At 51.9% G+C, this 20,044-nt stretch carries 17 protein-coding genes and 1 pseudogene; 2 read left to right on the top strand and 16 right to left on the bottom strand.

Annotated elements, in window-relative coordinates:
• Positions 1–154 precede the first annotated feature (154 nt).
• Positions 155–1,366, top strand: a complete 1,212-nt coding sequence (locus J9253_RS13590; protein ID WP_210221470.1) for an RNA-guided endonuclease InsQ/TnpB family protein — start codon at positions 155–157, stop codon at positions 1,364–1,366.
• Positions 1,367–1,491: 125 nt separating this feature from the next.
• Here the strand turns inward: J9253_RS13590 and J9253_RS13585 are convergent, their stop codons facing one another.
• The 9 genes and pseudogenes from J9253_RS13585 to J9253_RS13545 form a co-directional block, all read right to left on the bottom strand.
• Entirely contained in the window at positions 1,492–2,001 is a 510-nt protein-coding gene (locus J9253_RS13585; protein ID WP_407701770.1) for a DUF3362 domain-containing protein, read from the bottom strand.
• 80 nt (positions 2,002–2,081) lie between these two features.
• Positions 2,082–2,504: an HNH endonuclease gene (locus tag J9253_RS13580; RefSeq protein WP_210221469.1), complete on the bottom strand. Its 423-nt coding sequence runs from the start codon at positions 2,502–2,504 to the stop codon at positions 2,082–2,084.
• A complete protein-coding gene (locus tag J9253_RS13575; RefSeq protein WP_210221468.1) occupies positions 2,497–2,901 on the bottom strand; it encodes a hypothetical protein in 405 nt (134 codons plus the stop codon). The genes J9253_RS13580 and J9253_RS13575 overlap by 8 nt, the downstream gene beginning before the upstream one ends.
• Positions 2,902–3,232: 331 nt before the next feature.
• A complete protein-coding gene (locus J9253_RS13570; RefSeq protein ID WP_210221467.1) occupies positions 3,233–4,558 on the bottom strand; it encodes a HEPN/Toprim-associated domain-containing protein in 1,326 nt (441 codons plus the stop codon).
• A 17-nt stretch (positions 4,559–4,575) separates the two neighbouring features.
• Positions 4,576–6,528, bottom strand: a pseudogene (locus J9253_RS13565) (YgiQ family radical SAM protein); the annotation flags it as partial.
• Positions 6,529–6,587: 59 nt separating this feature from the next.
• Positions 6,588–7,196 (bottom strand): hypothetical protein, encoded by a 609-nt coding sequence (locus tag J9253_RS13560; protein WP_210221466.1) that lies wholly within the window; start codon positions 7,194–7,196, stop codon positions 6,588–6,590.
• Positions 7,197–7,209: 13 nt separating this feature from the next.
• Positions 7,210–9,354 carry a reprolysin-like metallopeptidase gene (locus J9253_RS13555; protein ID WP_210221465.1) on the bottom strand — a complete coding sequence of 715 codons (2,145 nt, stop codon included), beginning with the start codon at positions 9,352–9,354 and terminating at the stop codon, positions 7,210–7,212.
• A gap of 97 nt (positions 9,355–9,451) precedes the next feature.
• Positions 9,452–11,767 (bottom strand): YgiQ family radical SAM protein, encoded by a 2,316-nt coding sequence (locus tag J9253_RS13550; RefSeq protein WP_210224630.1) that lies wholly within the window; start codon positions 11,765–11,767, stop codon positions 9,452–9,454.
• 161 nt (positions 11,768–11,928) lie between these two features.
• Positions 11,929–12,315, bottom strand: coding sequence for a Fic family protein (locus J9253_RS13545; RefSeq protein WP_210221464.1), 387 nt, complete (start codon positions 12,313–12,315; stop codon positions 11,929–11,931).
• Positions 12,316–12,462: 147 nt separating this feature from the next.
• Between J9253_RS13545 and J9253_RS13540 the strand changes: the two genes are divergently transcribed.
• Complete coding sequence (locus tag J9253_RS13540; RefSeq protein ID WP_210221463.1) at positions 12,463–13,095, top strand: LysE/ArgO family amino acid transporter; 633 nt, start codon at positions 12,463–12,465, stop codon at positions 13,093–13,095.
• Here J9253_RS13540 and J9253_RS13535 read toward each other — a convergent pair.
• From J9253_RS13535 to J9253_RS13505, 7 genes are all read right to left on the bottom strand, one after another.
• Positions 13,066–13,758 (bottom strand): ABC transporter permease, encoded by a 693-nt coding sequence (locus J9253_RS13535; RefSeq protein WP_210221462.1) that lies wholly within the window; start codon positions 13,756–13,758, stop codon positions 13,066–13,068. The genes J9253_RS13540 and J9253_RS13535 overlap by 30 nt on opposite strands.
• On the bottom strand, positions 13,755–14,441 hold the full coding sequence (locus J9253_RS13530; RefSeq protein WP_051543554.1) for an ABC transporter permease: 687 nt from the start codon (positions 14,439–14,441) through the stop codon (positions 13,755–13,757). The genes J9253_RS13535 and J9253_RS13530 overlap by 4 nt, the downstream gene beginning before the upstream one ends.
• 3 nt (positions 14,442–14,444) lie before the next feature.
• Entirely contained in the window at positions 14,445–15,224 is a 780-nt protein-coding gene (locus J9253_RS13525; protein WP_028490521.1) for a lysine/arginine/ornithine ABC transporter substrate-binding protein, read from the bottom strand.
• A gap of 49 nt (positions 15,225–15,273) precedes the next feature.
• Positions 15,274–16,047, bottom strand: coding sequence for an ABC transporter ATP-binding protein (locus J9253_RS13520; RefSeq protein WP_028488587.1), 774 nt, complete (start codon positions 16,045–16,047; stop codon positions 15,274–15,276).
• 150 nt (positions 16,048–16,197) lie between these two features.
• On the bottom strand, positions 16,198–17,460 hold the full coding sequence (locus J9253_RS13515; RefSeq protein ID WP_210221461.1) for a coiled-coil domain-containing protein: 1,263 nt from the start codon (positions 17,458–17,460) through the stop codon (positions 16,198–16,200).
• 94 nt (positions 17,461–17,554) lie between these two features.
• Positions 17,555–18,646, bottom strand: coding sequence for an MltA domain-containing protein (locus tag J9253_RS13510; protein WP_210221460.1), 1,092 nt, complete (start codon positions 18,644–18,646; stop codon positions 17,555–17,557).
• A gap of 76 nt (positions 18,647–18,722) precedes the next feature.
• Positions 18,723–19,856 carry an MltA domain-containing protein gene (locus J9253_RS13505; protein ID WP_210221459.1) on the bottom strand — a complete coding sequence of 378 codons (1,134 nt, stop codon included), beginning with the start codon at positions 19,854–19,856 and terminating at the stop codon, positions 18,723–18,725.
• Between the last annotated feature and the right edge of the window lie 188 nt (positions 19,857–20,044).

Genomic DNA, 20,044 nt, shown 5'->3' with positions numbered 1-20,044 from the left:
ATTGATCAGGTTGCGCGGCAAACCCCGTCCTTCAAGTCGGGGAGGATAGCGCGGGTGGCGAAGCCGCCCTATGTTCGGTAGTTTTGTCGGATAATCCGCGCAGTTTAACGCAGAATACCCACTCAAGCCGCTCTTGTTTAGCTACACTCCGAAGATGCAACGACTACAAGCCTTCAAATACGAACTCATGCCCAATGGTGAAACACAGCGTCAACTACGCCGTTTTGCTGGGTCATGTCGCTTCGTGTACAACAGGGCGTTAGCGTTGCAGCAAGCCAATCATGAAGCAGGTGAAAAATTCATCGGTTACGTCGCAATGGCCAAGCACCTGACCGCATGGCGCAACGGTGTGGAAACCCCGTGGCTGAAAGATGCCCCTGTTCATCCCCTGCAACACGCGCTCAAAGACCTCGACAAGGCTTACCAAAACTTCTTCGCCAAACGTGCCGACTTCCCCCGTTTCAAGCGCAAAGGCAGCGGTGACAGTTTCCGTTATCCTGACCCCAAACAAATCAAGCTCGACCCAGGCAATAGCCGACTTTTCTTGCCGAAACTGGGCTGGATACGCTACCGCAATAGCCGCGATGTGTTGGGAGAACTACGCAATGTCACGGTTTCCAGCAAAAGCGGGAAATGGTTTGTCAGCATCCAAACCCAGCGCGAAGTGGAAAAAATCGCTTCTCAAGCCACGACAGCCATCGGCATCGACCTTGGTATAGCCCGTTTTGCCACGTTCTCCGACGGTACGTACCTCGAACCGCGCAACAGCTTCAAAACCAAAGCCGCCAAACTCGCCAAATACCAACGGCGCATGGCGCACAAACAAAAGTTCAGCAACAACTGGAAAAAGGCCAAAGCCAACGTTCAAAAAATTCACATGCAAATTGCCAACGCCCGCCGCGATTTCCTGCACAAGGCGACGACCACGCTCAGCCAAAACCACGCGCTCGTGTTCATCGAAGATTTGCAGGTCGGTAATATGTCGAAGTCAGCGGCAGGCACGGCAGAAAACCCCGGCAAGAACGTTGCCCAAAAGTCCGGCTTAAACAAAGCCATTCTCGACCAAGGCTGGGGTGAATTTCGACGGCAACTCGACTACAAGCTGGCATGGAAAGGCGGCATGTTGTTCGCTGTGCCACCGCATTACACCAGTCAGGAATGCCCAGAATGTCATCATGTATCGGCAGATAACCGCCAGACGCAAGCACGGTTTGTGTGCGTGAAATGCCACTATGAAAATCATGCCGATCATGTCGGCGCGATCAATATCAAAGAGCGGGGATACCGCTTGTTAGCTTGTGGAGATGCGGCCTTAAGCCGCTCGATGAAGCAGGAACCCGCCGAAGTAAGTCAGCTATCTAGCTGAATGCAGTAGGAATCCCCTTCCTTTAGGGAGGGGAGGATGTCAAGAAAGATTCAAATTCTACTGCGTACATAATCGTTTACCTATTAAGGGTGTCAGATGATGATACTACGCTGGTTGGTTTGCGGCTATCTACCACCACGCTGTTTGGGTTTCCCCGTTGGCTTCGGCTTCCCGCCCATATCCGCCCGCGCCTTCGGTGGCAACCCCGTATGCTGCGTCAACATTTTCCCACCCTGCGGCTTCGTATTCGGTTTCCCCACCCGCTTCTGATGCTCTCCACCCTTATTCTTGCGCCGATGCGCCTCATACACCAACTGTTCCTCACCCGCTTTGTAATGTGGGATCAACTGGTTCTCGCCATCGCCGATCAGTTCCTGCCGCCCCATCTCCGCCATTGCTTTGCGCAGCAGCGGCCAGTTTTTCGGGTCGTGCCAGCGCAGGAACGCTTTGTGCAGCTTGCGCTGTTCCGGTGATTTCGCGGTTGCCACTTTTTCGCTCTTGTAGGTGACTTTGTGCAGCGGGTTTTTGTCGGTGTGGTACATGGTGGTGGCGGAGGCCATCGGTGAGGGGTAAAACGCTTGCACTTGGTCGGCGCGAAAGCCGTTTTTCTTCAGCCACAGCGCGAGGTTGAGCATGTCTTCGTCGGACGTGCCGGGGTGCGCGGCGATGAAATACGGGATCAGGTATTGTTCCTTACCCCCTTTATCCTTGTTGCCTACGCTGGATGCTTGCCCGCCATACAGAGCACACGCCGCATATTCACCAAGCCCATACGATTGAGTTTTAACGCTGCTACGGTTGCTCGCCCGATTGCTGTCAAACCAATCATTTGCGTGTAATCATCCGTCCAACCAAAATGGGCTTCCCATTGTTGCTGGCGCGGATTAAACAGCTCAACCCTATCACCTGTCGCAGGATCAGTGCCTTGCACTTTATTGGATTTGTGGCGATTACAGCCACCGCAGGCTAAGGCTAGATTTTCGAGCGATGTTTCGCCCGCACGGCTGATAGGGGCGATATGATCAAACTCGAACGATTGCCCCGAATATTCCATCTGGCTTTGGCAATACTCGCAACGTCCACCCGCACGCTCAATAATCGCGCTTTGTTCCGCGCTGGAAAGATGGCGTTTAGACATAAGGTGCTGGTGTCTGAATCCCTAACTGTTGCATTAGCGTATCCAGTGGTACGTTGCGCAGTTGGGCAAGCTCAAATAAATGCTGCATCCGTTCGGCATCTGCCAGTTCGACAACATCCACCAAGGTTAGTAAGTGAGCATGTTCGGCTGGCGTAATATTCTCATCGCGCAATTTTTGGCTGAGATCCTGATAGTCTGCCAGCGTTTGCGCGGGCAACGGCGTATTGATTTGTTGCAGCAATACCGCTTCCCGTTGCGGGATACTGGGTGCTTTGCGGCGTGCCAACAGGATACCGACTTGCGAAAAGAAACGTTCCAACTCTGGCGTGTCGAGCATTTCAACACCGCGCAACACCTGATCCAGTTCAATAGCTGAATTGACTTGCAATGTGGTCATGGCATGGGGTCATCCTACGGTTAAGAAGCTGATAGCGAGAACTTTAAAACAAGATGACAGGTGTTGTCGAATAATGAAAGTCGTTTACTCTCAATAGTTTCCTCAAATACATTCAAGTGCTGGATTGGGGTGAAGAGCAATCGCAATAGGCGGCGTTGGTGCGCTGTGAATTAATGCAGTTGGGGCAACCGATTGGGCATTATGATACGTTGATTGCTGCTCATGTCCGCTCGTTGAAAGCGATATTGGTGACGCACAATGTCCGTGAGTTTGAGAGAGTGCAGGGGTTGTTGTTGGAGGATTGGGTGTAGTTACTCACCAGTCAGTAATTTTATTCTTGGAAGCATCGAAATAAGGCTTTAAAAATAGCATCAATGCCCGACCAGTCATAGTTATTGATTTTCGTATGATCTTTTTCGCATATGCTAAGTTTTTCTTGCATTTTTTTGAAAAGTTGCTTTTTTTTATTTTTTTGGAAATTTCCTTGATCTTTTTTTTCAGTCCACTGAATTGGAATTAAATTATTTTCTTCTGTTAAAATATCATTTCCATAGTAAATTTCAATACTAGCAGCTTTGCCATTGATATTACACATGGTTGTTGACGGTTGGTCATTGGTCTGTTTATCGTGTGCTGGATACTCATTTGCTAGAGAAATATCAGGATAATGAATTAGTTTTATATTGGAGGGTAAATTTTTTTTATTTATTTTGCTCTCTGCTTCTATTCCTGCTTTATCATTGTCCAATAAGCCAATTACTCGATTATTTATACAACAAGCTACAAAGCTTTCTATTCTTTTAACCAGAAGAGAAGCTGAACTCTCAATTTCATGTTTTTCATCAAGCTCACCAAAATGAAAAGGCATAAATAAATAATAATCTACTAAGTGTGGATATCGTAAGCGCAATGATCTCTCTAGAATTTCTTTATCTGTTTTTCCTTCGGTTAATATGAGTATTTTAGAGTTCTCGGCAATATTTTTATTTAGTTCGTTGATGCTATCATTTCTAATCTCACCTTTGCAATCAAGAGTTTCAGCCAGATCTAGCCATGTTAAATCTAAGCTAATAACATCGCTAGGGTCAAAAGCTTCTAGAATGCATCTCAAATAACAACGTTGATTATTATCTGGATAGTCAAATGTTTCTTTTCCGCTACTGTATGCTAATATATAATTGGCAAGGAATGAAATTCCTTTATTAGGAATTCTTGAGTTCTTCAAAGCTATTAAATCAATTTGATTTTCCTTTAGTTGCTTAAAGGCTTCTATAAAATCATCCACTGTTAAGTCTTTGAGTTTTTTCCTTATCTTTCCTTCTTCTAGTATTTCATTTAATGTTTTTGAAAGAGTGGAGTGAAATCTCTTTTCTAAGAATTTATCTATTGAATCAGTGTAAGAAATTTTATAAGATTTTTTTATTTTATCTAGTGTGTAGCCGATAATTTCTAGCCTATCTATAGCTTTGGCTACGGAAGTTATATATTTCCAAGTTATTATTTCTTCAACAGGTTCATCATCAAAGATATTTTTATCTTTTTCTATAGAGCGCAGCTTTTCAGATTCGACAAAAATTATCATTAAATAAGGGTTTATATTATTTTTTGAAGACGAAATAGTGTATTCATTAATGCTTATATTGGCATAAGTATCCATATTCACTATTTCCCTATTTAGTGTTTCTTTTTTGTAAATGGCTTCGGCGGCAACCCCGTATGCTGCGTCAACATTTTCCCACCCTGCGGCTTACCCGCATTCGATTTACTCGCTGCTGCTTGCGCGGGTTTGCCAGTATTGGGTTTACCAGTCGCTACACTTTGCGCAGGTTTACCATAATTCGGTTTGCCAGTCGTTGCAGCCGCGACAGGTTTCCCCACCCGCTTCTGATGCTCCCCGCCCTTATTCTTGCGCCGATGCGCCTCATACACCAACTGTTCCTCACCCGCCTTGTAATGCGGGATCAACTGGTTGTCGCCATCGCCGATCAGTTCCTGCCGCCCCATCTCCGCTATCGCTTTGCGCAGCAACGGCCAGTTTTTCGGGTCGTGCCAGCGCAAAAACGCTTTGTGCAGCTTGCGCTGTTCCGGTGATTTCGCCGTTTCTACCTTTTCGCTTTTGTAGGTGACTTTGTGCAGCGGGTTTTTGTCGGTGTGGTACATGGTGGTGGCGGAGGCCATCGGTGAGGGGTAAAACGCCTGCACCTGATCAGCACGGAAGCAGTTTTTCTTTAGCCACAGTGCGAGGTTGAGCATGTCTTCGTCGGACGTGCCGGGGTGCGCGGCGATGAAGTACGGGATCAGGTATTGTTCCTTGCCCGCCTCCTTGGTGTATTTCTCGAACAGGCGTTTGAATTCGTCATACGCGCCGATGCCGGGTTTCATCATTTTGGAGAGCGGCGCATCTTCGGTGTGTTCCGGGGCAATCTTGAGGTAGCCGCCGACGTGGTGCGTGACCAGTTCCTTGACGTATTCGGGGTCAAGTACAGCCAAGTCGTAGCGCAGGCCGGAGCTGATTAAGACCTTTTTCACGCCGGGTAAGGCGCGGGCTTCGCGGTAGAGTTCTTTTAAGGCGCTATGGTCAGTGTTGAGATTTTGGCACACGCCGGGGTAAACGCAACTCGGCTTGCGGCAGGAAGCTTCTACCTTCGGGTCTTTGCAGGCGAGGCGGTACATATTCGCAGTCGGCCCGCCAAGGTCAGAAATGACGCCAGTGAAACCGGGCACTTTGTCACGGATGTCTTCCACTTCGCGGATGATGGATTCCTTGGAACGGTTTTGGATAATGCGGCCTTCGTGTTCGGTGATCGAGCAGAAGGTACAGCCACCAAAGCAGCCGCGCATGATGTTCACCGAGAAACGGATCATTTCATAGGCGGGGATGCGTTCGCCGCCGTAAGCCGGGTGCGGTTGGCGAGCGTAGGGCAGGCCGAACACGAAATCCATTTCCGGCGTGGTCAGTGGAATCGGTGGTGGCGTGATCCAGATGTCTTGCGTGCCGTGTTTTTGCACCAGTGCACGGGCGTTGCCGGGGTTGGTTTCCAAGTGCAGCACGCGGTTGGCGTGGGCGTACAGCACCTTGTCTTTGCTGACTTTTTCAAACGAGGGCAGGCGGATCACGGTCATGTCGCGATCCAAACGGGCACGCGGGTGGAAGGTCAGTTTGTGTTCGTCGGGGCGTTTGCTGCGCGGGTCTTCGTATTCAAACCACTGCACATTGCGTTTTTCGACTTCGCATTCCGACAGTTCGGTGGTGTTGATGTAGGGGTTGATGATGCGGTCGATTTTGCCCGGTTGGTCGACGCGGCTGGAGTCGATTTCCATCCAGCCTGCCGGGGTGTTGCGGCGGATGAAGGCCGTGCCGCGCACGTCGGTGATGGTTTCCACCGCTTCGCCGCGTGACAGTCGGTGGGCGACTTCGATCACGGCGCGTTCGGCGTTGCCGTAGAGCAGCAGGTCAGCGGCTGCGTCCACCAGAATCGAGTGGCGGACTTTTTCCTGCCAGTAATCGAAGTGGGCGATGCGGCGTAACGAGGCTTCGATGCCGCCCAGAATGATCGGTACATTGGGGTAGGCTTCTTTGCAGCGTTGCGAGTACACCAGCGAGGCGCGGTCGGGGCGTTTGCCTGCCGCTAAGCTGAAGAACAGGGTAGCTACAAAAGCTACCCTGAACTAATGATCTCTCACCGCTACTTTTTCTTTAATCCCATCCGTTCAGCACATGCCAACACCATTACTTGATTCCAATGTACTGCATAATTACCAAAAGCCTCCCCAAGTTGAGGCCATCCTTGAGTATGTTTGCTCGGACAACCACTTAATATTTTGCTTAAAAGTGATTGATCTTCCAATTCTGCAACCTCTTTGTCATCAGTTAGCCGCTCCAAAGAATTTGGAGGGGGTTGATAACCAAGGGGATACCCAACCCGACCAAATGGTGGATAACGGAGTACTGCCTCGTCACTGGATGCACCATTATACAAAATATAATATTCTCCTTTGGCAGCAGTTGCCTTGGCATCAGCCTTGGCATCCCGGTTCTGCAATAAGGTTATTAACCGTGGATATTCCTCCTCGGAGATGTAGTCCGCCCGCAGTTTTGGGTCAAGGTAGGCGACATACCCGATCACTATGAAAGGGGAACTTCCTTGCGTGACGGATATTGGTGGCTTTGCCTGTGGTTGTTGGGACTCAGATTTTACAGGTATCAGATTGCTGTCCTGTGGTGTTGGATAGGTAGTACAAGCATTCAATACCAATGTGCCAAGCAAGAGTAGAGGAAAAGCATAAGTTTTCATGGTTAACGTCCTGTTATTTAGGTTTGGCCACGTGTGGCGTGGTGGCGGAAAGGCTGAAGAAAATGTTGTTGTTGCACTTCACCCTAATGTGGCTTTTGGTTCCAATGGTTTGGGGTAGTGTTACCTGTGCTGAACCATTATTGGCCACTCTAGACAGCAGGGTTGTGAAGCTTTTGCCATCATCGCTGGTGACCGCAATATCTACAGCTTGACAGTTGATATTTTTGGCATTGTTAGTCCCTGCTACATCCCACGTGACGGTTTGTTTACCACCGGGGGTCAACTTTGTAGTATTGGGTGCAGTGACCTTGAATGGTCTGCTGGCAGATGGTGCAAGTGGATTTACGGTATTGACTACTACTACTCTTCCGGCAAGACCGCCGTAACCATCACGTGCATTTAACACGAAAGTCAGTGATCTTTCCGTGATGGGCAGAACTTCGCCTGCACTCTTCGTGCCAGCCATTAGATCAGCCATTTGGGGGATTGTGCGTATGGGGCTTGCTTGGGGGAGGCGAGCGCGGATCAGGGCATTATTGCCAGTGACAACATTACCGCCAAGGTCAACATTGGCTGTTGATGCAACACCTGTATCCTCCTGTTCCCAAGAATATTTCAGGGTGTCAAGGTCCGCATCGCTTCCAAGTCCAGCATCCAGAACGAAGGGTGTCTGAGGGGGAATTCGGTAGGATGTGTTGCTGAGGGTTATTGTTGGATTTCTATTCTGGCTATTCGTGCGCTTGTTGAGTATCTGATATGACGTGGCGCAGGCGCGGTCGATGCCGTAGTGAGTCGCAGTGAGTATTTCGGCGATGGATTTGTTGTGGTACATGGCATCGGCATTCTGGACAATGATGTCTGATGGGTTGCACCTTCCAGCATAAGACATGATCGTACTACCGCTGCCAGGTTCAACGGCCGTTTTTGCTTCCCGTGAAGAACAGCCATTAGTATTGAATGTGTGGTTTGCCCCCAACTGATGTCCTAATTCATGTGCCACTACATCAAGTGATACGGTGGCATCAATCTCTCCCTTACCTATGCCACTGAACCCACGGGCTTTCAGATGTGGTCTTAATATTGAGCTGTCACATACACTCCCAACATCCGCCAAGCCCCCGATATTGATACCCCCAAACAAATGCCCAATGTCATAGCTACTGGATGGTATACCTGCTGCTTTAAATGCCGCTTCATTTTGATCAAGTAGCTGCTTAAGATGGGTAAGACTTGTATCATTGCTATCTGAATACCCGTCTTTTCCTGTGCCATCTGCGACCATTCTACCATCACCCACAAGTCTCAGTTGGATAGAAAGGTCAGTTTTCATCACCAAATTCACACGGTCAATAGTCCGTCTGATTTGTTCGAGTGCTGCATTCCTTGACCCGCCATGTGACTTAGTGTATTCGTCGGTAGCAGCAACAATTAGGTCGTAGATGAGGACATTTTCTCCGTGTGGTTGGCTGCTTGCGGCGGCAGCCCGGTAAGTAGATGTGGTGGTGGTGTCTATTGTGTCTAACGAGGTTGTTAAAGCTGGTACGGTGGTTGAAAAACTGGCGGTTTGGGTATCAGGTGTCCCACATGTCCAATTGAGATGTTCAAACATTTTTGTGTTGCTTTGCTTGCTGAAGCTGGCGTATTGCCTTTGTCCCGTTGATGTAGTTGGGTCAATGAATGTGGTGTCACCATTAGACAGGTTCAGCATTGCATGGAATCCAGTATTGCTAACGTCGATAATGCCATCAATGATTTTTCCATCAGTACCCTTGACTGTCCAAGCACGATAGTTAGGGGTTAGTTTGGCAATTTCTGGGGAGGCATTCTCTATCGGTGTAATTTCTACGTTTGCAAAGGTGTTATCTGGCAGTGGTAAGCTGATAACTGTGCCGGGGACTACATTTGCAGCCGAGCCTGCCAACAGTAATTGTAATTTGACACGATTCTCATCTAATGTCAGTGAACGGTATTTTTCCAATTGGGCTGTAATTGTATCAGAAACTAACATGCTGCGTATTGTGCTGGTCGATGCGGCAATGTCTGCTTGAGGAACATCTTGCCAAACAGTTTCATCTGCATGGAGGATGGATACACTTGTCATGAGCAAAACGGTAGCTGCTCCCACGAATTTGTGGGAGATTTTTTGTGTTGTTGGCATGATTTAGCCCCTTGTGATTGTTGGTTAGTAAACTATTTTATCCACAATCAGTTTTTTTTTTCAATGTAAATTATTAATTATTTTTATGGATAGGGGGCTATGGGCGTGGCCGGTGTTTATTTTTAGTTGATAGTGTGTGATTACTTCTGGGTTTTTCATTTTTTATTAATGGCTTCGGTGGCAACCCCGTATGCTGCGTCAATACCTTCCCACCCTGCGGCTTACCCGCATTCGGTTTACTCGCTGCCGTTTGCGCAGGTTTCCCCACCCGCTTCTGATGCTCCCCGCCCTTATTCTTCCGCCGATGCGCCTCATACACCAACTGTTCCTCCCCCGCTTTGTAATGCGGGATCAACTGGTTGTCGCCATCGCCAATCAGTTCCTGCCGCCCCATCTCCGCCATTGCTTTGCGCAGCAGCGGCCAGTTTTTGGGGTCATGCCAGCGCAAAAACGCTTTGTGCAGCTTGCGCTGTTCCGGTGATTTCGCCGTTTCCACCTTTTCGCTTTTGTAGGTGACTTTGTGCAGCGGGTTTTTGTCGGTGTGGTACATGGTGGTGGCGGATGCCATCGGCGAGGGGTAAAACGCTTGCACTTGGTCGGCGCGGAAGCCGTTTTTCTTCAGCCACAGCGCGAGGTTGAGCATGTCTTCGTCGGACGTGCCGGGGTGCGCGGCGATGAAATACGGGATCAAATATTGTTCTTTGCCCGCTTCCCTGGTGTATTTCTCGAACAGGCGTTTGAATTCGTCATACGCGCCGATGCCGGGTTTCATCATTTTGGAGAGCGGCGCATCTTCGGTGTGTTCCGGGGCAATCTTGAGGTAGCCGCCGACGTGGTGCGTGACCAGTTCCTTGACGTATTCGGGGTCGCGGATGGCGAGGTCGTAACGCAGGCCGGAACCGATCAGCACTTTCTTGATACCGGGCAAGTTGCGGGCGGTGCGGTACAGCTCTTTCAGCGCGGTGTGGTCGGTGTTGAGGTTCTGGCAAATGCCGGGGTAAACGCAGCTTGGTTTGCGGCAGGAAGCTTCCACCTTCGGGTCTTTGCAGGCGAGGCGGTACATGTTCGCGGTGGGGCCGCCGAGGTCGGAAATGACCCCGGTAAATCCCGGTACTTTGTCGCGGATGTCCTCGACTTCACGGATGATGGATTCCTGCGAACGGTTCTGGATAATGCGGCCTTCGTGTTCGGTGATCGAGCAGAAAGTGCAGCCGCCAAAGCAGCCGCGCATGATGTTGATCGAGAAACGGATCATTTCATAGGCGGGGATGCGTTCGCCGCCGTAAGCCGGGTGCGGTTGACGAGCGTAGGGCAGGCCGAACACGAAATCCATTTCCGGCGTGGTCAGTGGAATCGGTGGCGGGTTAATCCAGATGTCCTGCGTGCCGTGTTTTTGCACCAAGGCGCGGGCGTTGCCGGGGTTGGTTTCCAGGTGCAGCACGCGGTTGGCGTGGGCGTACAGCACCTTGTCTTTGCTGACTTTTTCAAACGAGGGCAGGCGGATCACGGTCAGGTCGCGATCCAAACGGGCACGCGGGTGGAAGGTCAGTTTGTGTTCGTCGGGGCGTTTACTGCGCGGGTCTTCGTATTCAAACCACTGCACATTGCGCTTTTCAACTTCGCATTCCGACAGTTCGGTGGTGTTGATGTAGGGGTTGATGATGCGGTCGATTTTGCCCGGTTGGTCGACGCGGCTGGAGTCGATTTCCATCCAGCCTGCTGGGGTGTCGCGGCGGATGAAGGCCGTGCCGCGCACGTCGGTAATGTTGGCAACGGGTTCGCCGGAAGCGATGCGGTGGGCGATTTCGACCACGGCGCGTTCGGCATTGCCGTACAGCAGCAGGTCGGCGGCGGCATCCATCAGGATCGATCGGCGTACTTTTTCCTGCCAGTAATCGAAATGCGCAATGCGGCGCAATGAAGCTTCGATCCCGCCCAGAATGATCGGTACGTCGGGGTAGGCTTCCTTACAGCGTTGTGAATACACCAAGGAGGCGCGGTCGGGGCGTTTGCCGCCAACATTGCCGGGGGTGTAAGCGTCGTCGGAGCGCATCTTGCGGTCGGCGGTGTAGCGGTTGATCATCGAGTCCATATTGCCCGCCGCGACGCCGAAGAACAGGTTGGGTTCGCCCAGTGCCATGAATGGGTCTTTGGAATGCCAATCCGGTTGCGCAATGATGCCGACGCGAAAACCTTGTGCTTCTAACATCCGCCCGATCACTGCCATGCCAAAGGAAGGGTGGTCGACGTAAGCATCCCCGGTAACGATAATAATGTCGCAGGAATCCCAGCCCAGCGCGTCCATTTCCGCACGACTCATGGGGAGATAGGGCGAGGTGTCATAGCATTCTGCCCAGTATTTGGGGTGCTCGAACAGGGCGAGAGGTACGTGGGGATTGGCGTTGGGCGACATGGTATCCGGGGGCGTAAACAATTAATGCGTTAGTGTATCCTATTCTTTGTTGCGTTGCTTTCGCCCTTATACACTTTAGGGTCAGGACTCCCCATGTAGTTTGCGCTACCTTTCGGGGAACAGCCCAGGCATCCAACGTGCCGCCAACATCGCCGGGAAATTCAAGCGCAGCGGTGCGCGTGTCGATTCCGTAGCCAGTACACCCCGCTCCATTGCTGGACAGCGATATGGGCTTTGGCCTCCAGTTGCAGGTCACGCTTTCTGGAGTCGGTGCTATAGTCCTCGTTGAGCGCCCGTTCGATGTCAATCGGGTGGGTGTCATGCCCTTCAATCAGGTTGCTGTAATAGCAGTTCATGGAGCGCACCAGATCAGACAACGCACGTGCAATGCCTACCGGTAGGCTTTTACGCAGTGCGGTAGATTTGGCGGTCAGTTCCAAAGCCAAGTCAGCCAGTTCAGGGCGAAAACGGGATGTCCCTGAAACCAGTAGCGGCTCCATCATGCCGATGGATTCGCCTCGGTCTTCCGCGATATTGTCCGCTTCCATGTCCGGTTCTTTAGTGCTAATTAAGTAATATTTATCAGTGGGTTGCTGTTTTGAAATAATCTATTCTACACGTTTGCATGACCGCTTTGTATGCCTGTCATTGGCTATGCCATAGAATGCGTCATTCTGAACAACAAGGATGTTCCCATGCTAGAAATCTTCCTAAAAGGCGCGATGATCGCCATCGGCCTGATCATCGCCATTGGCGCACAAAACGCCTTCGTCCTTAAACAGGGCTTGGCGCGTCACCATATTTTCTGGGTGGCCTTGACCTGCTTCCTGTGTGATGCAGTGTTAATGAGTGCCGGGGTGCTGGGGTTGGGTTCGTTGATCAGCGCCAATCGCATGGCGACGTTTGGCCTTGCGTTGGTTGGGGCGCTGTTCCTGTTCTGGTATGGCTTCAAGGCATTCCGCAGTGCGTATCAGGGGACAGGTTATCTGGAAGCCGCAGCGGGCAATGCAGCAAAAACCAGCCTGCAAACCGTGCTCATGGCGACTTTAGCCATTACCTTGCTTAACCCGCATGTCTATCTCGATACCGTGGTCGTGCTGGGCGGTGTGGCAGGCACGTTGGCAGCCAGTGAAAAATTGCCCTTTTTGCTGGGGGCGATCAGCATTTCCGGCCTGTGGTTTTTCGGCTTGGGTTACGGCGCAAGGCTGTTGTCACCCTTGTTCAAAAAGCCGGGGACATGGCAAGCCCTCGACTTGTTGATTGGCGTCATCATGTGGTGGATTGCCGCAGAACTGGTGTTATACGGGGCGACGCTGATAGGCGTTTAAACGCTTTTCCAGCAGCCGGAAGCCATACACCAGCACATAGGTCATGATCAGATACAGCACCGCCGCCGTCAGGTACATTTCATACACCGCAAAGGTTTTGGAACGGATCAAATCCGCTGCGCCGGTCAGGTCAATCACGGTAATGGTGCTCACCAGTGAGGTGGCTTGCAGCAAAAACACCACCTCATTCCCGTAAGCGGGTAGGGCAATGCGGAAGGCTTTCGGCAAAGTCACGCGCCGAAACAATAACCAGCCCGACATACCAAACGCTTTACCCGCCTCGATTTCGCCACGCGGCACGGCTTGAATCGCACCCCGGAAAATTTCCGCTGAATACGCAGCCGTATTCAAGGTCAGGGTCAGCACCGCGCAAAACCACGCATTACGGAAATACGTCCACAAGCCCAGATCGCTAAACAGCTCGCGGAATTGCCCGCTGCCGTAATAGATCAGGAACAGTTGCACCAGCAACGGCGTGCCCCGGAAATAAAACACAAACCCCGTGGCAGGCCAGTTCAACAGCTTGTTGGATGAGAGCCGCGCCAACGCCAGCGGCACAGCCAGCAGCAAACCGATGGCAATGCTGAACAGGGTTATTTGCACGGTAACGCCCGCGCCCTCCAGCAATTTCGGCAGGCTTTCCCAGATCAGTTCCCAATTCATGTACGCACCCCGCGTTTCGCCCAGGTTTCGGCACGTTTCAGCACCAGCATCGACACCAGCGTAATCGCCAGAAACAGTAAGGAGGCGAGGAAATAAAAGGTAAACGGCTGGTGAGTGGCGGTGGCGGCGAGTTTGGCCTTACGCATCAATTCATCCAATTGGATCAATGAAATCAGCGCAGTGGCCTTGATCAGCACCATCCACACATTGCCCAGCCCGGGCAAGGCCATGCGCATCGCCAGCGGCAATTGCACCCGGCGGAACGCAAGGGTACGGCTCATGCCAATTGCTCGCGCCGCTTCCATCTGCCCACGCGGGACGGCTAAAAACGCCCCGCGCAGCACTTCGGTACAAAATGCGCCGTAGATGAAACCGATGGTCAGAAAGCCCGCCACAAACGGGTTCAGGTCAAGGCGCATGTCATAGCCTAGAGCGGCAGCCCCATCCTGAATCAGCTTGGGCACGCCGTAATACACCAGCAACAGCAGGATCAGTTCCGGCACGCCGCGCACCACGGTGGTGTACGTATCCGCCGCCCAATTCGCCAGCCGTGAGTGCGAGAACTTGCCCCACGTGCCCAGCAAACCGAACAGGATAGCCACCAACATGGCGCACAACCCCACCAGCACGGTCATTTGCAGACCTTGCAACAGCATCCAGCCGTAACCTTGTAAATCCAGCAAGGCTTATTCCCCGTACAGGTCGAAGTCGAAGTATTTCTTGTTGATTTCGGCGTAAGTGCCATCCTCCCGGATTTTGGCAATCGCCTTGTTCAGCTTTTCAGCCAGCGCGGTGTCGCCTTTGCGCACGCCAATACCGACGCCATCACCGATGAATTTTTTGTCGTCGAAATCGCCGCCGACGAATTCGACCTTACCGGCGTTTTTCTCATCCTTGACGAAGGGGGCGAGTACCACGGAATCCGCACACACCAAATCGACACGCCCGGAAAGCAGATCCATATTGGCTTCGTCTTGGGTTTTGTAGGCGGTGATTTCAGCAATGTCTTTAAAGGTTGCCCGTGCAAAATTATCCGAGACAACGCCGCTTTGCACGCCGATCATTTTGCCCTTGAGAGTATCGGTTTGGGTCGGGTCAACCGTTTTGCCGGTTTCGCGGGCGCACTTGATCGGGGTGGAATAGTATTTGCCGCTGAAGTCGATCTTTTCCTTACGCTCGTCCGTGATCGACATGGAGGCAACGATGGCGTCAAATTTTTTCGCATCCAGCGCGGGGATCAGGCCGTCCCAGTCGGAGGTGACCCATTCGCATTCGGTCTCCATCGCCTTGCACAGTGCGTTGCCGATGTCGATGTCAAAGCCTGCCAGCTTGCCGTCTTTATCCACGGTATTGAACGGAGCATACGCGCCTTCGGTGCCGAGTCGCAGTTTGTCGGCGGCTTGTGCAGTACCGGCAACAGCCAAAGCCAGTACGGTACTGGACAGTAGAAGGGTAAGTTTTTTCATGGAATTCTCCTGTGATTGGGTGGCAAGTAGGGAAGGGTGATTCATGACGTTATTTGAGCTGGCTGGCGAGGAATTGCTGGCAGCGTTCGGATATCGGGTTGCCGAATACTTGTTCGGGGCTACCTTGCTCCTCGATTTGCCCTTGGTGCAAAAAGATGACTTGTGAGGAGACTTCCCGCGCAAAACCCATTTCGTGGGTGACGACCAACATGGTCATGCCTTCGTCGGCCAGTTGGCGCATCACGCGCAGCACTTCGCCCACCAATTCCGGGTCGAGGGCGGAAGTGGGTTCGTCAAACAGCATCACGGCGGGTTTCATCGCCAGAGCGCGGGCAATGGCAACGCGCTGTTGCTGCCCACCGGACAAGTGATCGGGGTAACTGTCGGCTTTGCTGGCAATACCGACCTTGTGCAGCAATTCCAATGCGTATTCCTTGGCTTCGGCTTTGGGGATGCCGAGAACATGCACCGGCGCTTCGATAATATTGTCCAGAATGGTGCGGTGGCTCCACAAGTTGAAGCCTTGGAACACCATGCCCAAACGGGTGCGGATGTGGTCAACCTGCTTCTGGCTTTTGGGAATGGTTTTGCCGTGGCGGTCATGGGTCATTTCAATGCGTTCACCCGTGACGTAAACCTCGCCTTCATCCGGGGTTTCCAGCAAGTTGATGCAACGGAGTAGGGTGCTCTTGCCAGAACCGCTAGAACCCAGCAGGGAGATGACATCGCCCTTGTGTGCGGTCAGCGAGATACCATTGAGGACGGCTAAATCACCGAAGCGTTTTTTGATGTTGTTGACGACGAGGGCATGTTCCGGGGGCATTCAGGCGTTTTCTCGCTAACAGAAGGAATGAATAGATCAAGCAATAAAACAATCAGGGCAAGAAAGCAAGCAATAGCTTGATCCCCATCATGAAATCACTTGAATTCACTGCTGGTAAGCGGGCATAACGTTCTGACGTTAATTTGTTGCTTAACGGTAAGCCCGCAGTGCCATCAGGTTATGCGGGGTAGGCTCTTCTTCGTTTTCTTTGACGGGGCGCAGATTGCCGATGTCAGCCAGTTTGCTGACTTCTGCATCTTGAGTTGGTGTGGCGGAGGCTACCATTTCTTCAACTTCGGCAACGATTTCGGCGGCATCATCGGAGTTGGAAGCTTCGAGCGTTTCCTGCATCAACGGTAGTGCCTCGGATTCGTCTGCGTGTGCAGGTGCTGCGGCGGGTTGTTTGGCGTCCAGGCTGGTAGTGACGTTTTGCACGGCTACTTCCAGTGAGAACAGCAGATCACGCGCATTTTCCATGCCTTTGTGCAAGTCGCTGGACATTTGTTCGGTCAGATCCAGCGTTTTGGCAATACGTTCCACGCGGATGTGGTCGATCTGCTCGAATTGCTGGTGGATGCGGCGGCTCAGGTCGTTGCTTTGCTCTTCGCGGCGGCGCATGGTTTCGACATGTTTGCGGCTTTCTTCCAGACCAGATGTCAGCTCGTGGCGTGCCAGATCGGTGCTTTGGGACAGGGTGCTGAAATGCTCGCTGGCTTGTGATTCCAGTCCTTCCATTTCGGTATTGAATTTCAGGAACACGGTATCGGCATCCTGCTGGTAACGCTGCATTTGTTCCAGCAAGTGGCTGGACTCCTTGAGCATGGCTTCCAGACGGTTGTGGACTTCAGCGGACATGCGAGCATTTTCCTGCTGGTTGTGCGCTTGTTCCTGATGATGGTTGAGCAGGCGGCGGGTGAACCCTTGCGCCATTTTTTCCTGTTCGCGCAAACGGATCAGACTGTCGTCAACCTGTGTCAGCCCTTCGTGCAATTTGCTGCGGATGCGTTTGACGCTTTCGACAGAATCGCCGAGTTGTTCATCCCAATAGCCTTGCAGGTGTTGCAGACGGTCGCCGAGTTGGCTGGAAATGTCGCGGATTTCCTGTTCGGCCGTGGTTACCCGTTCAATAATGCGTTCGGCTTGTTCGGCTCGCGCCTGACTGGCTTCGTAGCTGCGGGTGGTTTGTTCGACTTGGGCTTTGAGTTTACTGAGTAGACTCTCAGCATCCTGTGCGCCGTGTTGAGTCACTTCCAGTACATCAGCAACCCGTTTGCGGTCGGCTTCGGCTTGCAAGCGAACCACGCGCAGCCCTTGGGTTTCCTTGCTATTGGTTTGCGGTAACAGCAGTAATACGGCTCCTATCGCAGCCATTAGTGCAACCAGAATGATGATCCAGTCAATATAACCCAGCATAAATGAAAACCCTGTGTCTAAACCAATAATTTATTCTATCTAGTATAGCTTTCGATACCAGAATTGCCCGTCCAGTTCAATCCTGTAGCAGACATTATGAGCCAGTTCGTAGAATGAATGCCCTGCCTGCCGGGAAAAAGTGTTGTGCTGCTGCACGGCCTTCGTCGCCTTCCCCAGTATAGATACCGATTCGGGTGACGCCCCTGTCATCCGATCTACGGTCTGTTGCCAGCAACAAGCGCCACTCATGTTGCACGATTTTGCCGTTATTGTCACGCAAAGCCAGCTCAGCAAGTAGGATGGAACCCAGCGGGATCAGACTGGTATCGACCGAGACCGTATGCCCGGCAACCACCGGCAGGCCGGAGGAACTGCGTACCACATCGCTGACAGGGTGAAAAAATACGAAGGATTGGCTGGCATTCAAGACTTCATCCAGCTTATCGGGGTTTAGTTTCAGCCATTCGCTGACGGCTGTGTTCGACAGGTTATTGGTGCGCAAATAGCCTTTCTGCTGCATGTAACGCCCAATACTGGCGTAGGGATAGCTGTTTTTACCGGCAAAGCCCAGCAGTTGGGTGTGCCCATCCGGGTAGCGGATCAGGCCGGAACCTTGCACTTGCATGAAATAATAACCCACCGGGTCGTTTGTCCAGGCAATTTCCAGCCCCTTGCCGTGCAATGCGCCTTGCATGATGGTGCGTCGTGAGGGTAGCAGGCCGCTGGCTGGCTTGTCATAAATCGGGTATTGATACGTGTCCGTTGGGGTGGCGCTGACTTCTAGCATGGGGGTGTAATACCCACCGTACTGTACCGGGCGTTTTGCGGTGGTGTTGCCCAGTGCCTGTAGGCTGAATTGTTTTTCCAATGGGAGTCTGGCGTCCGGGGCACTGTCTAGCCAGTGGATGAGTTGTGTGGCGGTATCCTGAAGTTGGCTGACATCGAGCTTTCCCTGATATTCCGGTGCAATCAGCCGTGAGGGTGTTGTGGTTTGCAGGTAAACCGCCAGATCCACCAGCCCCTCGCGCAAGGCCGGGGTTTTACGGATACAGTTTTCCGTGGGCGTTACGACTTTCCCCTGAGGCTGTACGTTGCACGCTGGCGGAAGGGGCGTGGTGGTGGTTTGGGCATTGGTGTGGCTGGCAAACAGGCAGATGCCTGCAAGCCATGCATATTTTAACAGCATTGGATCCCCTCGCATGGATAATTTTTTTTTATTATCGGCGGATCAGCTTGGAATTCCAAGCGGTATTACAAGGCGTTTAGCCCGGTTTGCGCACCAGCATGAAAACACGATGCAGACCCGTGACGGAATAGGCGGCTGATTCGGCATCCCCGCCAACGCCAGTATACAAATCGAAACGCCCGTTACCCTTGATGGCACGTCCGTGATCCTGTGCGAACAAGATACGCCACTCCGTGCCGCCCTGACGCTTGCCGAGTGCATCGAGCCGGGGTAATTCCGCCAATAATACCGAGCCGTGGGGAATGTAACGGCTATCCACCGCGATGGTGTGACCGGGGATGACCCCATGACCAGAAGCGGTTTGCGGAGACTCTTGGGTTTCATTGAAAAAAATGTAACGCGGGTTACTCAGGAGTGCATCAGGAAGGATTGCCGGGTGGTCAAGCAGCCAACGGTTAATATTGTTATGCGATAACGCGCCAATTTTGTAACCTTTTGCCGCTAGGTAGGTGGAGATTGCTTTGAATTCCCGTCCGTTGTCACTTGCATAATCCAGTGTGCTGACGCTGCCGTCGGTAAAATAGATGCGGGCGGCACCTTGTACCTGTGCGATGTATAGCAAGTAGGCATTATTCACCCACGCCACCTCCAGCCCTTTACCGGTCAGTGCGCCATGGGCAATCTCATTGTGCGACAAGCGCCTGAGGTTACTGGGTGGGGTACGGTATACCGGTATGTTGAACTGTGCGGTACGGGTACGACTGCCTTGCAGAACCGGCGTGTAATAGCCGGTAAACTGTGCTTTGCTATCGGCTTTGGAAGAAACAGACACCAGGTCAAATTGGCGTTCTAGCGCGGCAGGCTCTAGGCTGTCTTGCCAGGTAAGCAGGCGCTTTACGGTTTCCATCAGGGTTTTGTTGGCAATGTTGTTACCGAGTGGCGCGGCACGTTCCCACTGGCTTTTGCCTTCCAGAGAGTGTGCCAGGTCGAGCAAACCTTGTTGGATGGGATTGCTCAGTGGCGCAGGGGCTGAATAAGTCGCGAGTTGCAGGCGTGGCTGTAATGTACCTTGGCGACTGGGGGCAAATTCCCCACGTTGCGGATAAGGTTGCGACCACGATTCCCATAGTGGGGCATCTGCCCATGAGGGTGCAGCAGAGCCTGTAATCGTGCCTGCCAGTAAGACAGTCGCCAGATGACGTTGGAGCATGTTGACACCCTTGAGTTGTTATCGTTATGTGATGAGGTATGTGTGATTGTCAGCATTATGGCGGGAGGGGGATGGGGCGAAAAGCCATGAACGGTATATTCAGATAAGCGGATAACGAATGATAGAATAAATAATTTTTATGAGTTATGCTTTGTTATAACAAGTTACGTATCCGACTTGATTAAAAT

Origin of the sequence: Thiothrix litoralis (assembly GCF_017901135.1) — a bacterium.
GTDB classification, from domain to species: domain Bacteria; phylum Pseudomonadota; class Gammaproteobacteria; order Thiotrichales; family Thiotrichaceae; genus Thiothrix; species Thiothrix litoralis.
This window is presented reverse-complemented; position numbering and strand designations above follow the sequence as displayed.